The sequence below is a fragment of the Afipia sp. GW822-FHT04G07 genome (assembly GCF_058800765.1).
This window is the reverse complement of record NZ_JBXAMP010000001.1, coordinates 2,257,556-2,271,493: the sequence shown is the minus strand read 5'-3', so window position 1 is coordinate 2,271,493 and position 13,938 is coordinate 2,257,556. Positions and strand designations below refer to the sequence as shown.

Genomic DNA, 13,938 nt, shown 5'->3' with positions numbered 1-13,938 from the left:
AACTTCGAGGCGCGTGATACGTCACGCACCTGTTGCGCGTAATCGGCCGGCGAGGGGCGCCATAATAAAAAAGCCCCCGCCGGTTTTCCTCGGGAGGAAGCTGCGATGAGTGCGAGTTTTGCCGGTTCGGGTCTTGCTGAAAAGCAAACGGCGCAGGCGCCGCAAAAGCCGCCGTTCCGCAAGATCGAATGGCTTGCGCGGGACATCGGCGTCGAGCGCCGTCCCGATGGCGTCATCGTCCTGAAATCGCGCACGCCGCTGGATCCGTTCGAGCCGCATATTCCGGCGTCATTGGCGAAGTGGGCCGCGGCGCGGCCTGGTCATACCTGGCTCGCGCAGCGCAAGGGTCCGGAGCGGCAATGGCGCAAGGTATCCTACGGCGAGGCCAAGCGCACGGCCGATGCGCTGACGCAGGCGCTGCTGGACATGAAACTTCCCGCCGGTCGTCCGGTGGCGATCCTGAGCGGCAATTCCATCGAACACGCCTTGATGACGCAGGCGGCAATGCAGGCGCGGATTCCCGCAGCTCCGGTGTCGCCGGCCTATTCGCTGATGAGCCAGGATCACGCCAAGCTGAAATATCTGTTCGGCCTCGTGAAGCCCGCCGTGGTGATGGTGCAGGACGGACCCACCTTTGAGAAAGCACTGGCCGCGCTCGACCTCGACGGCATCAGGGTCGTGCATGTCGATCGCGCGCCCGCCAGCATCACGAGTGTCTCCTACGCCGATCTCGCCGCGACGCCGGTGACGTCGGCTGTCGAAGCATCGATTGCGCAAATCACGCCGGACACGGTGGGCAAGCTGCTGTTCACGTCGGGCTCGACGGGAATGCCGAAGGCCGTCATCAATACCCAGCAGATGATGTGCGCCAATGCCCGCATGATGATGCAGGTGCGCCCGCGCGCGCCCGGTGATTCCGAGGCGATCTATCTCGACTGGATGCCGTGGAATCACACTATGGGCGGCAACGCGCTGTTCAACCCGGTTCTGACGGAGGGCGGCACGCTCTACATCGACGACGGCAAGCCGATCCCCGGCATGATCGACGAGACACTGCGCAACTTGCGCGAGATTTCGCCGACCTACTACGCCAACGTGCCAGCGGGTTACGCCGCGCTGGCGGCAGCGATGGAGAAGGACGACGCGCTGTGCCGCAACTTCTTCAAAGACCTCGGTCTCATTGCGTATGGCGGAGCGCGGTTGCCGGACGATCTCTATGAGCGGATGCAGGCGCTGGCGGTGCGTGCCACCGGCGAACGCATCGTGTTCTATACCGGCTGGGGCTCCACCGAGACCGCGCCGACCTCCACCGGCACTTACTGGGACACCGAGCGTGTCGGCCTGATCGGTCTGCCGTTCCCCGGCGTCGAATTGAAGATGGTTCCCGCCGGGCCGCAATACGAATTGCGTTTGCGCGGCGTCAACGTCACGCCCGGTTATTTGGGCCAGCCGGAGCTGACGCAAAAGGCCTTCGACGACGAAGGCTTCTACTGCATCGGCGATGCCGGCGTGTTCGTCGATCCGGAAGATCCTGCGAAGGGATTGATTTTCTCGGGCCGCGTGGTCGAGGACTTCAAACTCACCACAGGAACCTTTGTTCTGGTCAGCTCTGTGCGCACCGATGCGATTGCAGCCGCATCGCCTGTGATTCAGGACGCGCTGGTCGCGGGGCCGGACCGCCCCTTCATCGGACTGCTGGCATGGCCGAACCTCGATGCGTGCCGCCGGCTGATCGACGACATGGGTGCGTCGATGGAGACGGTGGTGAACCATCCCAGGATTCGCACACATCTGCGCGAGGGATTGCTGGCGCACAACAAGGCCTGCGGCGGCGCCAGCAGCATGAAGATTGTTCGCGCCATGCTGATGGCCGAGCCGCCATCCATCGACGGCAACGAACTTACCGACAAGGGCTACATCAATCAGCGCGCGGGGCTTGAGCGCCGCGCCGCGCTGGTGGGGCAACTCTACGCGGACAAGCCGGGACCCGACGTCATCGTCCTCACATAATTTCATGTTCACAACACGAGTCGCAAACCCATGAATTTTGAATTCTCCGACGACCAGAAACAGTTGCGCGATCAGGCGCGGCGCTATCTTGCCGAGCATTCGCCGCCGAAAGCCGTGCGCTTCGTGCTGGAAGGCAACGCGCCGTATGACAAGGCGCTATGGAAGGGCCTTGCCGAGATGGGTTTTCTCGGCGTCGCGATCCCTGAAGAATTCGGCGGTGCGGGCGCGGGTCATCTCGAACTCTGCGTGATAGCCGAGGAGATGGGCCGCGCGCTGGCGCCGGTGCCGTTCTCGTCCACGATCTACCTTGCGGCCGAAGCCATCATGCTCGCAGGCAGCGATGAGCAGAAAGCCAAATGGCTGCCGAAGATCGCGTCGGGCGAAGCCATCGGAACGCTGGCGCTGTTCGAGGGCGCAGGCAATCCGTCGCCGAAGGCGATCAATGTTTCGGGTTCGCAGGGGACAGTCAGTGGCACCAAGAAGCCGGTGCCGGACGGCGCCATCGCCGATTTCGCCGTCGTGGCGGCGCGCACCGGATCGACCGGCCGCGAAACCGATATCGGTCTGTTTATCGTCGATCTCAATGGCGCAGGCGTCACGCGCAGGCCGTTGTCGAATATCGATCAGGCGCACGGTCAGGCCGAGATCGTTTTCGACAAGTGCAAGGCAGAGCCGTTGGGGGCTGCCACCGAAGGCTGGAGCATTCTCACCCGCGTGCTCGATCGTGCAGCGGTGCTGGTCGCGTTCGAGCAGGTCGGCGGCGCGGATCGCGCGCTGGAAATGGGGCGCGACTATGCGCTGGATCGCATTGCTTTCGGGCGTCAGATCGGATCGTTCCAGGCGGTGAAGCATCTTCTGGCCGATATGTATGTGTCCGCAACGCTGGCGCGCTCGAATTGTTACTACGGCGCGTGGGCGCTTTCGACGGATGCGGGAGAATTGCCGGAAGCTGCCGCCACTGCGCGCGTCAGCGCAACGCAGGCGTTCCTGCACTGCGCGAAGAACAACAATCAGGTCCATGGCGGCATGGGCTTCACCTGGGAGTTCGACTGCCACCTGTATTACCGCCGCGCCAATGCACTGGCGCTGATGCTTGGAAGCCAGACCTACTGGGAAAACCGGCTGATTGACCGGATGCGCTTCCGAAACGCTTCTTGAGAGGATCACGTCCATGAATTTCGATGACACTCCACAGGAGGCCGCGTTTCGCGCCGAGGCCCGTGCGTGGATTAAGGCCAACGCGCCGAAGCGCCTTGAGAGCGAGCTTTCCGAACCGTCGGTCGGCCGCATCAAGTTGCGCAGCGGCGATATTCTCTCCGAGTCGAAGAACTGGCAGAAGAAGAAAGCCGAGGCCGGCTGGGCTTGTCTGCACTGGCCGAAGGAATATGGCGGGCGCGGCGCGTCTCCCATCGAGCGCGTCATCTGGCAGCAGGAAGAAGGCGTTTTCATCAAGCTGGAAAGCGTGTTCCTGATCGGGCAGGGCATGTGCGGCCCAACCATGATGGCCTATGCCGGCGAAGAGGACAAAAAGAAGTATCTGCCGAAGCTCGCGTCCGGCGAGAACATCTGGTGTCAGTTGTTCTCTGAACCAGCGGCGGGGTCCGACGTTGCCGGTTTGCGCACGCGTGCGGAGAAACAGGGCGACGACTGGATCATCAACGGCCAGAAGGTCTGGACCACGGGGGCGCATTTCTCCGACTACGGCATCGTCATCACCCGGACAGATCCGACGCAGCCGAAGCACAAGGGCCTCACGATGTTCTTCCTGGACATGAAGAGCCCAGGCGTTGTGGTGAAGCCGATCAAGCAGGCCAACGGTCAGGCCGAATTCAACGAGGTTTTCTTCAACGACGTGCGGATCCCGGACTCGCAGCGTCTCGGCAAGGTCAATGACGGGTGGAACGTATCGCTCACCACACTGATGAACGAGCGCATGTCGATCGGCGCGCGCATCGTCACCGGCGTGCCGGAGATGTTCGATTTTTGCAGCAAGCTGATGCTCGATGACGGACCGGCGATCGATGACAAAAACGTTCGCTCGAAGCTCGCGAATTGGGCGGTGAAGGCGAGCGGCCTGAAATATACCAGCTATCGCTCGATTTCGGCGCTTTCGCGCGGCGAGCGTCCGGGCCCCGAGAACTCCATCGGCAAGCTGGTGTCGGGCTCGATGCTTCAGGACATCGCGATGTTCGCGCTCGATCTTCAGGGCGCTGCCGGCGTTCTCAACGATGCGGACTCTGTCGCGGCCGCCGGGCAGTTCCAGTCGATGCTGCTGCGCTCGCCCGCGACGCGGGTCGAGGGCGGCACCGACGAGATCCTGCGCAACATCATCGCCGAGCGCGTGCTCGGATTGCCGGGCGACATCCGCGTCGACAAGGATGTCCCCTTCAATGCCATTCCGACCAAGGGACGCTGAACGCCATGCTTGCACAACCCGACAACCGCGACATCGAGGTCGTGGAGAAGCTTCTGGCCGCGCGGTACTCCTGTCGTGCGTTCAAGTCTGACCCCGTGCCGCGCGCGACCATCGAACGTGTGCTGACTGCCGCGCAAAAGACTGCGTCATGGTGCAACAGCCAGCCGTGGCAGGTTGCGATTTTCTCCGGCCATGCGGTCAAGACATTCGGCGAGGCAATGTACAAGGCGGCGAGCGAACGCGCGCCGCCCGTCACCGATTTCGAGTTTCCGCGCGAGTATCAGGGCGTCTACCTGGACCGCCGGCGCGAAAGCGGCTTCCAGCTCTATAACGCGCTCGGTATCCCGCGCGGCGACAAGGCCGCATACAACAAGCAGATGTTGGAAAATTTCCGCTTCTTCGGTGCGCCGCATGTGGCCATCATCACCAGCGACGAAGCGCTCGGCGTCTATGGCGCGATCGACTGCGGCGGCTATGTCAGCAACTTCATGCTCGCCGCGCAGGCCGCAGGTCTCGCGACCGTTCCGCAGGCAGCGCTGGCAGGTCATGCGGACGTGGTGCGCAAGCATCTCGGCGTCGGTGAGGATCGCCGCGTGGTGTGCGGCATCTCATTCGGTTATGCGGACGCGACGCATCTCGCCAACAGCTACCGCACCAACCGCGCGACGATCCCGGAAGCTGTGACGTTCATCGGCTAGGGCATGATCTCGAAAGTGGAAGCCGGTTTCGGAAGCGCGCCGCGCCGAATCACACAGCCGAATCACGTCAGGGAACCCGTTTCGGTAACCCTCTACATAATATGAACGCGGGCTCGTAACGGAGAGGGTGGTTAACTCTGCGTTAGGAAATTGCACTGCATCTTCCCTTTCAGCGCAATCGGCAAAAGTGAATTCCGTTTTTGGCAGATCGCGCTCGGGAGATTACCAATGTGGTCCAGCCGCGAAGCCTTTGAGAACGATGTCTGCCCCGTGGGCGACGAAATGCTCGGAAGCCTGTACCGTGCCAGCGAACATGGCCTTCCTCAACTTGTAGAATCGGTGTCTTCGGATGTCCGGGCGATGCTGGCGCTGTTCTGTTACAAGCGCGCGCATCTGCACGGCATGAGCCTCGCCATTGCCGCGACCTGCACGGAACGCGATCTGGTCGAGCAGGGCGGCATCGTCGGATCGACATTGTTCGCGATGTCGCGGGAAGCGCCGTCGTCACAGCCGGTCGCATCGTCCTACGGCAACCGGCGCGGTATCACGCTGTCGACCAAGCCGCTCAGCACCTTCGTTCCTGCGATGGACGAGATGGACGACGACAGCGACTTCGCGGCAATGCCGGCCTGAGCCGACGACGACCGCGCCTGTTCAACTCTGGCGCGGCCCGCGCATGATCTTCAATGCGTCCTCAACGTGCCGCCATGTCCTGGCCTGCTCGGCCTCGCCCTGCGCTTCGCACTCGACCGCCCGTTGTGCGGCCTTTGCAATTGCCTGCGGCCCGTGGATTTCCATCAACTGCCGGGCATAGGTGTGAATTTCGGTTTCCTGCATGGCGTCGTGCTCCTCCACTTGAGGCAATTCTGTCGGTGGAATGGTTGACGCCCAAAGAGGTGGTTTCGTTCCGCGATTAATGGCCATCCGGCAGGAAACCTGCCGTGAGTTCCACCGAAAGTTCCCCAGGGAGTTCTTCAAGTCCGAACCTGCGCCGCGCCATCGCGCATTCCGGATCGCCGGGCATGCAGGTCCGGCACACCTCGGGCCGCACGGCATAGATCCCGCACGCCGTGGAAATTCCGACCTTGCCGGTCAGCGCCGTGCACCGGTCGCCGTCGCAGCGCATCCCCGACAGCCGGTCATTGACGAATTTCTCGGGGATAAGATCGAGCGCTGCGTCGTCCTCCACCGTGAAGCGCGGCCAGTTGCTCGAATAGGAACAGCAGGCGCCGCAGCTTTGGCAGGGATTGTCGCTCGCGGTCATGATGTGCACTCGCGCATGCGGGCATCATGCATGCTCTTCATCCATTTGACTCGCAACGCCGTGCGGCGTTCAGGATATTTCTCCTCCAGAAACACGGCCTGAGCGATCCGGTCGATCCGGAAGCTGCGAAAGTCCTTGCGCAACTCGCACCATCCGGCGAGATGCCGTACCGTTTCAAGATAGCCGACGGCAATCGGCCACACCGTGCGCTGGCTGTCGCGGCCCTGCTCGTCGCAATAGTGCAGCAGGACTTTTTTGCTGGCATGGATATGGGCACGCAATCGCGTCATATCGATGCTGTCCTGCGTATCGCTCCGTTTCAGCGGCGTCCGGCTCGCGGGTTCGAGCGCAAGCGGCTGCAGCCGTTCCGGGATGGTCTCGACGATCTTGGTGATCAGATCCAGCGCCGCCTTCGCCAGCACCGGATCGGCTCGCCCGGCGACCCACTGCGCGCCCAGCACCGCCGCCTCGATCTCGTCCGGGGTCAGCATCAGCGGCGGCATGTCGAACCCTTTTTCCAGCACATAGCCGGTGCCGGCCTCGCCCCGGATCGGTACGCGCTGGCTGATCAGGGTGGCGATGTCGCGGTAGATCGTGCGTTTCGAGGTTTCCAGTTCGTTGGCAATGGCCTCCGCGGTCAGCGGCTTGCCGGTGCGCCGGAGCACCTGAATGATCTGAAATAGCCGGTCGGCGCGCCGCATTCTGTTGGTCCTGCAGGTCCGCTACTGACACCACGTTGGCAGCAGGGGGTAGCTACAAATGGGCATCTTTTCAACGCTCAAAGGATGCCCCGATGATCACGCTTTACGGTTTTGGTCCCTATTTCGGCCTTCCGGAGGCCAGCCCTTATGTCATGAAGGCCGAGGTTCAGCTAAAAATGGCGAAGCTGGCCTATGTCAAGGCGGTGGGTTCGCGCGAGGATTCGCCCAAGGGGCAGCTGCCCTACATCGACGATGGCGATGAGCGCATCTCGGACACCACCTTTATCAGGCTGCATCTGGAAAAAACCCGTGGCATCGATCTCGATGCCGCGCTCGACGAGCGCCAACGCGCCGAAGCCTGGACCACCGAACGCATGGTGGAAAACCATCTGTACTGGATGCTGGTCCATATGCGCTGGATGATCCCCGAGAATTTTGCCAAGGGGCCATCGCATTTCTTCGATGCCGCGCCGGATGCCATTCGTGAGCAGCTGAGGGATGATGCCCGTGCGCGTGTGGCGGACGTTGTCCGCATGGCGGGGCCTGCGCGCCATTCGTTGCCGGAAATCGTCGAGTTCGGGACGCTGTCACTGTCCGCGCTGTCAATGCAGCTTGGCTGGAAGGACTATCTGATGGGGGATCGTCCGTGCGGCGCTGACGCCATCGTTTTTGGCGTGCTGGCCGGCCTGTTGACGCCGTTCTTCGATTCGCCGTTGCGCGACCGGGTGCTGGAGTTCTCCAATCTCGTCGCCTATGTCGAGCGGATGATGGGGCGGTACTATCCGGAACATCCATGGCAGCGGTTGTCGGAAGCGGCGTGACGCACCCTGCTTCCCCCGCAGCCGGGGAGAGCGGGCATCTCCCCGCTGCCACTATCTCGTGTCGCTATGTCGATGAGTGCCGCTGCTTCAGCTGCGCGACTTCGGCCTCGAGTTCGGCAATGCGCTCATCGCGGGCTGCGATCGCGGTTGCAACATCGGCGGCGTCGAATTTCATCGGGATATGCTGCGGGCAATTGGTGTCCCAGGCGGCGATCTTGAACAGGATTGCCTGCTCAGGCTTCGCCTTGTAATCACGGGGCATCAACGAGGCGATCAGCGCGGGATCGTCCTCGATCACACGCGCCTCACCCCAGAGCTTGACGCGGCGGCGGTTGACGTAATCGATCAGGAAAATATAGGCCTTCGGATTTTCGGTGAGGTTGCCCTGCGTGATGTACTGCCGGTTGCCTTTGTAATCCGCGAAGGCGAGCGTTTGCTTGTCGAGGATCTTGATGAAGCCCGCCGGGCCGCCGCGATGCTGGATATAGGGTTGCCCGTCGGCGGTGGCCGTCGCCAGAAAGAAACTGGTCTGTTCGCCGATGAAGGCCGCAAGCGACTCGTCGATCTCGGTGCGCCAGCCGCCGTTCTCCTCGACGCGGGCATAGGCATCGCGTGAGCCCTTGCGGGCCTGGATCTCCTTCACCGCAGGCGTAAACGCGACATCGCTTGAAAAAGCATGGGCAACGGTCATCACTGGCCCTCCTGATCGCTCGCTAACATAGCTCGAATCTAGGCAATCTCCGGCCGAGCATAATCGCCGGCATTGACAGTTCATCGTTGCAGATTATGAAATAATGCCATGGACCGTCTCGATGCCATGCGCGCTTTTGTGTCCGTTGCCGACCTTGAGGGATTTGCCCCGGCGGCGCGCAAGCTCGGGCTGTCGGCTTCAGCCGTCACACGGCTGATTGCCGGGCTTGAAGCGCAACTCGGGGCGCGGCTGCTCCAGCGCACCACGCGTTCGGTAACGCTGACCGATGTCGGCGCGCGCTATCTGGAACGCGCACGGCGGATCGTGGCCGATGTCGAAGAGGCGGACGGCTCGGTTCAAGCCGAGCGCGCGCGGCCGTCCGGCAAGATCATCGTTTCCGCGCCGCTGATGTTCGGCCGGCTGTATGTCGGGCCGCTAATGTCGGCCTACCTGAAAAAATATCCGGATGTCAGCGCCGAACTCAGGCTGTCGGATCGCATGGTCAACCTGGTGGACGAGGGCATCGATCTCGCGGTGCGCATCGGCCACCTGACGGATTCCAGCGTGGTGGCCCGCATGGTCGGAGACATGCGCCGCGTGGTGGCGGCCTCGCCGCGTTATCTCAAGACACGCGGCACTCCATTGAAGCCGTCCGATCTCGCCGGGCACGAGATCATTCAGTTCGCGGGAGGCAATTCGCAGTCCGAGTGGCGTCTCGTCGAGAACGGCCGCGAGATGCGCGTTCCGACCGCATCGCGCTTCACCACCAACAGCACCGATGCGGCATTGCTGTATGCGGAGCAGGGTGGCGGCCTGGTCAGCATTCTGGCCTATCAGGCTGCGGAATCGATCAAGGCGGGCCGGCTGAAAATCGTGCTGGCCGATTTCGAGCCGCCGCCATTGCCGATCCACATCGTCTATCCGACCTCGCGCCTGTTGTCGGCGAAAGTCAGGGCGTTTATCGATCTGGTGGTTGCGCAAACAAATTGGCGCTTCGGCACGGCGTGATGCCTAGTCCTTCTTCCGCAAAATCTTGAAGGTCGCGTTGCCACGCGCGCAGGGCTCGCCGTCCGCCGTGATGAGGCTTTGCGCGAAGCAGATCGAACCGCCGACCTTGACGAAGTTCGTGTCGACCTGAAGCCACTGGCCGACATTCGCCGATCCGAGATAGTCGACCGCGAGGTTGATGGTCACCAGCCGCTGCGGATCGGCCATGTTGACGCTGCAACTCAATCCCATGGCGTTATCGGCCAGCGTCGCGATCAGCCCGCCGTGGACCAGCCCGCGCGAATTGGTGTGCGCCTTGGCAAGCCGAAGCCCGAGGATGTAGGCCTTCGCCGTCTTTCTGAAGTAGATTGGCTCCCACGGCTCGGTGATCGGACTGCGGCGCGGATGCGGCTCGAAGCCGTCCGGAACATCGGTTATGGTCTCTGTTGTATCCATGGCTCTCTTCCAAATGCTGCGCATTGCATGTCGCTTGGTCCGCAGCATAAAGCGGACCGCGGGTGCGGGCATTCGGAATCAAGTTTGAAACAGCACGACGCCGCATGTTTGAAACAGCGGCAGTGTCATTGTTGTTTCACGTAAGAGCAGGACGAGGAAGCAGCCGCTCGTCAGTACGGCAGCCCGACGTAGTTTTCCGACAGCGATGTTTTTGCAGCGTCGGAATCGACGAGGTAGTTCAATTCGGTGATCTGGATGCGCGAACTGAATTCATCGGTGTCGGGAAACCGGTGGAGCATCGACGTCATCCACCACGAGAAGCGTTCGGCCTTCCACACCCGGCTGAGTGCGCGGCGCGAATAATCTTCGATGCCGGCTGCCGATTTGTCGGAATAGAATTCGCGCAGCGCCTGCGACAGGTAATGAACATCGCTAGCCGCGAGATTCAGGCCCTTCGCGCCGGTCGGCGGCACGATGTGTGCCGCGTCGCCCGCCAGAAACAGGCGGCCGAACCGCATCGGCTCGGCGACGAAACTGCGCAGCGGCGCGATGCTTTTTTCGATCGAGGGCCCCGTGACCAGATGATCCACCGCTTCCGGATCGAGCCGGCGTTTCAGCTCGTCCCAGAATTTGTCGTCGGACCAGTTGTCGACGTGATCATCGAGCGGGCATTGCAAGTAATATCGGCTGCGGGTGTTCGAGCGCATCGAGCAGAGCGCGAAGCCGCGTTCGTGATTGTTGTAGATCAGTTCGGGCGAGACCGGCGGGGTTTCGGACAGGATCCCGAGCCAGCCGAACGGATAAACACGCTCGTAGGTCTTGAGGGCATCCGGCTTGACGCTTTGCCGGCTGACACCGTGGAAACCGTCGCAGCCAGCAATGAAGTCGCAGGCGATTTCGTGGGTCGTTCCGTCCTTGACGTAGCGCACGCGCGGATGCTCGCCCTCGAAATCATGCAGGCTGACGTCGCCGGCGTCATAGATGGTTTTCTGTCCGGTTTTGGCGCGCGCATCCATCAGGTCGCGTGTTACCTCGGTCTGGCCGTAAACCGTCACCACCTTGCCGGTGGCTTTTGTCATGTCGATGCGATGGCGCTTGCCGCCGAACGCCAGTTCGATGCCGTGGTGGATCAGGCCGTCGTGGTGCAGCCGCTCGGCGATGCCCACCTCGTCCAGCAGGTCGACGGTGCCCTGTTCGAGAACACCGGCCCGGATTCGCCCGAGAATGTAGTCGCGGTCCTTGCGCTCCACGATGATGTTGTCGACGCCGTAATGGTGCAGCAACTGCCCGAGCAGATGGCCCGCCGGGCCTCCGCCGATGATGGCGACCTGTGTTCGCAACGACTTCACTCCCGCCTGCGGCATCGTTTCCCAACCCCCGAATAGGGTTTTGCGGCCTCGGGAAAATTGATTATACTAGATAACAATATAGGAAAAGGTTGTCGACGTGGTCAGAGCCGGACTGTCTTACCGATTGACTGTCATACCAATGGCAGAGGCGCCGGGCATTGCAAATGACCGATAACTTCTATCTGAATGGCGGAAATTCCGGACGCGATGGTGCACCGCAAATAACGTGTCGTCGCGCTTTCGGCCGCTGAACGAAACTTGAGAAACTTGAAAAGAGTACTTTAGGGAGGACTTGATGAAGAACCTAACCTGGACGGCCGTGGTACTGGCGGCGTCCGTGACACTGCCGGGCGCCGTGACCCTGGCTTCGGCGCAGGATATCACTATCGGCGTCAGCGTCAGCACCACCGGCCCCGCTGCCGCGCTCGGCATTCCCGAGAAGAATGCGCTCGAGTTCGTGCCGACCGAAATCGGTGGCGCGAAGATCAAGACCATCGTGCTGGACGACGCCGGCGATCCGACCGCCGCCACCACCAATGCGCGCCGGTTCGTGACTGAATCCAACGCGGATATCATCGTCGGCTCTTCGACCACGCCGCCGTCGATCGCGATGTCCACAGTGGCCAATGAAGTCGGCGTGCCGCATTTCAGCCTCGCGCCGATGCCGATCACGCCGGCACGCGAAAAGTGGACCGCGGTGATGCCGCAGCCGGTGCCGATCATGGGCAAGGTGCTCTACGAGCACATGAAGAAGAACAACATCAAGACCGTCGGCTATATCGGCTTCTCGGATTCCTATGGCGACCTGTGGCTGAACGACATCAAGACCCAGACTGGCGCCATGGGCGGCATCAGCATTGTCGCTGAGGAACGGTATGCGCGTCCCGACACGTCGGTGACGGGTCAGGCGCTGAAACTGGTCGCGGCCAATCCCGACGCCATCCTGATCGGCGCATCGGGCACCGGAGCCGCGCTGCCGCAGGCGGCGCTGCGCGAACGTGGCTACAAGGGACTGATCTATCAGACCCACGGTGCTGCGAGCATGGACTTCATCCGCATCGGCGGTCCGGCGGCGGAAGGTGTCATCATGGCCGCAGGCCCGGTGATGGCTCCCGAAGGGCAGGCCGACAGCGCGCTGACCAAGAAGCCTGGACTGGCCTTGAACGAAGCGTATGAGAAGAAGTACGGCGCCAACACCCGCAGCCAGTTCGCGGGCCACATGTACGACACGTTCGAAGTGCTCAAGCGCATCGTTCCCGTGGCGCTGAAGAAGGGCAAGCCCGGCACGCCGGAATTCCGCGAAGGCCTTCGTCAGGCGCTGCTCTCCGAGAAGGAGATCGCAGCGAGCCAGGGTGTCTACAACTTCACCGAGAAGGATCGCTTCGGCACCGACGATCGTTCGCGCATCATCCTGACCGTTAAGAACGGCAAGTATGAAGTCGTGAAGTAAGCGCTGCTGTTTGAGACCGATCTACAAATGCCCGGCCTTGTGCCGGGCATTTTCGTTTGTGCGACGCGCCTGCGTCATGCAAGTCCCATGACGGCGATGCCATCGGACTTGCCGCGGATGTCCCGCACGCCGAGATCAAGCATCGGCACTGGCGGCGCGGATTTGAAGCGCTCGATGGCGGCGCGGGAGGCCAGAAAGCCGCCGTCGACATTGCGGCTTTGTTCTTCAAGGCGCGCGGCCGTGTTCATGACGTCGCCGTTGAAGACGATGGCGCGCTTGATATCTCCGATCTCGCCGATAATCACGTTTCCAAAATGCAGGCTTCCGCGAATTCGCGGGGCGACGCCGAACTCCTTCTCAAACCGCTCTTGAAGCTGCTGCAGGGTGGCCCGCATCGCAAGAAAGCAGCGCAGCGGCCGGCAATCCACCGCCCCCGACGCCTCCGTCCAGGTGACGATGATTTCGTCACCGACGTAATCCAGAACCTCGCCGCGATAATCGATCACCGGCCCGGTCAAGGTGCGGAACGTCTTGTCGAGAAAGCGATGAATGCCGAGGCCGCCCAAGCGCTCGGCCAGGGCCGTCGATCCCGCGATATCGACGAAGAGGACGAACCGGTTTTCCTCAACAGGGGTGTGATAGCGCCCGGTCACGAGATTCAGCAGCGTGTTACGGCCGATGATGTTGGTGATTGCAAAGACGAGATTAAGCACCACCGACAGGATCGCCGAAAAGATAACGGCGTCCCAGAATCCTTGTTTGGCCGGATCAGGCGTCATCCCGACGATGCGGACGCCAAGTTCGAAGTACTGGATGAGAACAATGACGGCGGCGTAGAATGCACTGCGAACCGCAAGGCTGGCGCTGAACGGCAGTGCTCCGAGCCAGTCGCGCATCGGTCCCGCCGCAGTAAATTCGAAAGCCCCGATGGCGGCGCTGATGAGAAGGCCGTAAATCATGCCGATCAGCAACTGTAATGGTGAGAACCCGACATTGACGAAGATAAAAACAGTCCCTCCGGCCATGCCGGCGAGCAGGATCGTCATGAACATGCGCAGTTTGCGCTCGGACCTTGCATCCATAATCGACATGCCC

General features: G+C 61.9%; 15 protein-coding genes. 8 read left to right on the top strand and 7 right to left on the bottom strand.

What is annotated here, in order from left to right; genetic code table 11:
• The first annotated feature begins 105 nt into the window (after positions 1–105).
• The 5 genes from AC1RKJ_RS11155 to AC1RKJ_RS11135 all read left to right on the top strand — a co-directional run bounded on the left by AC1RKJ_RS11155 (position 106) and on the right by AC1RKJ_RS11135 (position 5,757).
• Entirely contained in the window at positions 106–2,010 is a 1,905-nt protein-coding gene (locus tag AC1RKJ_RS11155; RefSeq protein WP_492791027.1) for an AMP-binding protein, read from the top strand.
• A 30-nt stretch (positions 2,011–2,040) separates the two neighbouring features.
• On the top strand, positions 2,041–3,168 hold the full coding sequence (locus AC1RKJ_RS11150; protein ID WP_492791026.1) for an acyl-CoA dehydrogenase family protein: 1,128 nt from the start codon (positions 2,041–2,043) through the stop codon (positions 3,166–3,168).
• A 13-nt stretch (positions 3,169–3,181) separates the two neighbouring features.
• Complete coding sequence (locus AC1RKJ_RS11145; RefSeq protein ID WP_492791025.1) at positions 3,182–4,426, top strand: acyl-CoA dehydrogenase; 1,245 nt, start codon at positions 3,182–3,184, stop codon at positions 4,424–4,426.
• Between the two features lie 5 nt (positions 4,427–4,431).
• The gene (locus AC1RKJ_RS11140) at positions 4,432–5,124 is read left to right on the top strand and encodes a nitroreductase (protein WP_492791024.1); all 693 of its coding nucleotides are present in this window, start codon (positions 4,432–4,434) and stop codon (positions 5,122–5,124) included.
• Positions 5,125–5,352: 228 nt separating this feature from the next.
• Positions 5,353–5,757 (top strand): hypothetical protein, encoded by a 405-nt coding sequence (locus tag AC1RKJ_RS11135; protein ID WP_492791023.1) that lies wholly within the window; start codon positions 5,353–5,355, stop codon positions 5,755–5,757.
• A gap of 21 nt (positions 5,758–5,778) precedes the next feature.
• On the opposite strand, the gene AC1RKJ_RS11130 is transcribed toward AC1RKJ_RS11135, so the two are convergent.
• From AC1RKJ_RS11130 to AC1RKJ_RS11120, 3 genes are all read right to left on the bottom strand, one after another.
• The gene (locus AC1RKJ_RS11130; RefSeq protein WP_492792708.1) at positions 5,779–5,961 is read right to left on the bottom strand and encodes a hypothetical protein; all 183 of its coding nucleotides are present in this window, start codon (positions 5,959–5,961) and stop codon (positions 5,779–5,781) included.
• Positions 5,962–6,037: 76 nt separating this feature from the next.
• Positions 6,038–6,388 carry a YkgJ family cysteine cluster protein gene (locus tag AC1RKJ_RS11125; protein ID WP_492791022.1) on the bottom strand — a complete coding sequence of 117 codons (351 nt, stop codon included), beginning with the start codon at positions 6,386–6,388 and terminating at the stop codon, positions 6,038–6,040.
• Entirely contained in the window at positions 6,385–7,089 is a 705-nt protein-coding gene (locus AC1RKJ_RS11120) for a helix-turn-helix transcriptional regulator (protein WP_492791021.1), read from the bottom strand. The genes AC1RKJ_RS11125 and AC1RKJ_RS11120 overlap by 4 nt, the downstream gene beginning before the upstream one ends.
• Positions 7,090–7,181: 92 nt before the next feature.
• Between AC1RKJ_RS11120 and AC1RKJ_RS11115 the strand changes: the two genes are divergently transcribed.
• A complete protein-coding gene (locus AC1RKJ_RS11115; RefSeq protein ID WP_492791020.1) occupies positions 7,182–7,910 on the top strand; it encodes a glutathione S-transferase family protein in 729 nt (242 codons plus the stop codon).
• A gap of 64 nt (positions 7,911–7,974) precedes the next feature.
• Here AC1RKJ_RS11115 and AC1RKJ_RS11110 read toward each other — a convergent pair whose 3' ends face one another.
• Positions 7,975–8,601 (bottom strand): pyridoxamine 5'-phosphate oxidase family protein, encoded by a 627-nt coding sequence (locus AC1RKJ_RS11110; protein WP_492791019.1) that lies wholly within the window; start codon positions 8,599–8,601, stop codon positions 7,975–7,977.
• Positions 8,602–8,709: 108 nt separating this feature from the next.
• On the opposite strand from AC1RKJ_RS11110, the gene AC1RKJ_RS11105 reads away from it, so the two are divergent.
• On the top strand, positions 8,710–9,609 hold the full coding sequence (locus AC1RKJ_RS11105) for a LysR family transcriptional regulator (protein WP_492791018.1): 900 nt from the start codon (positions 8,710–8,712) through the stop codon (positions 9,607–9,609).
• A gap of 3 nt (positions 9,610–9,612) precedes the next feature.
• Here the strand turns inward: AC1RKJ_RS11105 and AC1RKJ_RS11100 are convergent, their stop codons facing one another.
• Both AC1RKJ_RS11100 and pobA read right to left on the bottom strand, forming a co-directional pair.
• Positions 9,613–10,044 (bottom strand): PaaI family thioesterase, encoded by a 432-nt coding sequence (locus tag AC1RKJ_RS11100; protein ID WP_492791017.1) that lies wholly within the window; start codon positions 10,042–10,044, stop codon positions 9,613–9,615.
• Between the two features lie 170 nt (positions 10,045–10,214).
• Positions 10,215–11,384, bottom strand: a complete 1,170-nt coding sequence (gene pobA / locus AC1RKJ_RS11095) for a 4-hydroxybenzoate 3-monooxygenase (RefSeq protein WP_492792707.1) — start codon at positions 11,382–11,384, stop codon at positions 10,215–10,217.
• A 304-nt stretch (positions 11,385–11,688) separates the two neighbouring features.
• Here pobA and AC1RKJ_RS11090 point away from each other — a divergent pair, with 304 nt between their 5' ends.
• Positions 11,689–12,843, top strand: coding sequence for an ABC transporter substrate-binding protein (locus AC1RKJ_RS11090; protein ID WP_492791016.1), 1,155 nt, complete (start codon positions 11,689–11,691; stop codon positions 12,841–12,843).
• Positions 12,844–12,917: 74 nt separating this feature from the next.
• Here AC1RKJ_RS11090 and AC1RKJ_RS11085 read toward each other — a convergent pair whose 3' ends face one another.
• Complete coding sequence (locus tag AC1RKJ_RS11085) at positions 12,918–13,925, bottom strand: adenylate/guanylate cyclase domain-containing protein (protein WP_492791015.1); 1,008 nt, start codon at positions 13,923–13,925, stop codon at positions 12,918–12,920.
• Positions 13,926–13,938 lie beyond the last annotated feature (13 nt).

Excerpts from the sequence above, each read along its gene's own strand:
- AC1RKJ_RS11150 (WP_492791026.1), top strand. The coding sequence starts at position 2,041 with ATGAATTTTGAATTCTCCGACGACCAGAAACAGTTGCGCGATCAGGCG.
- AC1RKJ_RS11145 (WP_492791025.1), top strand. The coding sequence starts at position 3,182 with ATGAATTTCGATGACACTCCACAGGAGGCCGCGTTTCGCGCCGAGGCC.
- AC1RKJ_RS11120 (WP_492791021.1), bottom strand. The coding sequence starts at position 7,089 with ATGCGGCGCGCCGACCGGCTATTTCAGATCATTCAGGTGCTCCGGCGC.
- AC1RKJ_RS11130 (WP_492792708.1), bottom strand. The coding sequence starts at position 5,961 with ATGCAGGAAACCGAAATTCACACCTATGCCCGGCAGTTGATGGAAATC.
- AC1RKJ_RS11155 (WP_492791027.1), top strand. The coding sequence starts at position 106 with ATGAGTGCGAGTTTTGCCGGTTCGGGTCTTGCTGAAAAGCAAACGGCG.
- AC1RKJ_RS11105 (WP_492791018.1), top strand. The coding sequence starts at position 8,710 with ATGGACCGTCTCGATGCCATGCGCGCTTTTGTGTCCGTTGCCGACCTT.
- AC1RKJ_RS11100 (WP_492791017.1), bottom strand. The coding sequence starts at position 10,044 with ATGGATACAACAGAGACCATAACCGATGTTCCGGACGGCTTCGAGCCG.
- AC1RKJ_RS11125 (WP_492791022.1), bottom strand. The coding sequence starts at position 6,388 with ATGACCGCGAGCGACAATCCCTGCCAAAGCTGCGGCGCCTGCTGTTCC.
- AC1RKJ_RS11115 (WP_492791020.1), top strand. The coding sequence starts at position 7,182 with ATGATCACGCTTTACGGTTTTGGTCCCTATTTCGGCCTTCCGGAGGCC.
- AC1RKJ_RS11140 (WP_492791024.1), top strand. The coding sequence starts at position 4,432 with ATGCTTGCACAACCCGACAACCGCGACATCGAGGTCGTGGAGAAGCTT.
- AC1RKJ_RS11085 (WP_492791015.1), bottom strand. The coding sequence starts at position 13,925 with ATGGATGCAAGGTCCGAGCGCAAACTGCGCATGTTCATGACGATCCTG.
- AC1RKJ_RS11110 (WP_492791019.1), bottom strand. The coding sequence starts at position 8,601 with ATGACCGTTGCCCATGCTTTTTCAAGCGATGTCGCGTTTACGCCTGCG.
- AC1RKJ_RS11090 (WP_492791016.1), top strand. The coding sequence starts at position 11,689 with ATGAAGAACCTAACCTGGACGGCCGTGGTACTGGCGGCGTCCGTGACA.
- AC1RKJ_RS11135 (WP_492791023.1), top strand. The coding sequence starts at position 5,353 with ATGTGGTCCAGCCGCGAAGCCTTTGAGAACGATGTCTGCCCCGTGGGC.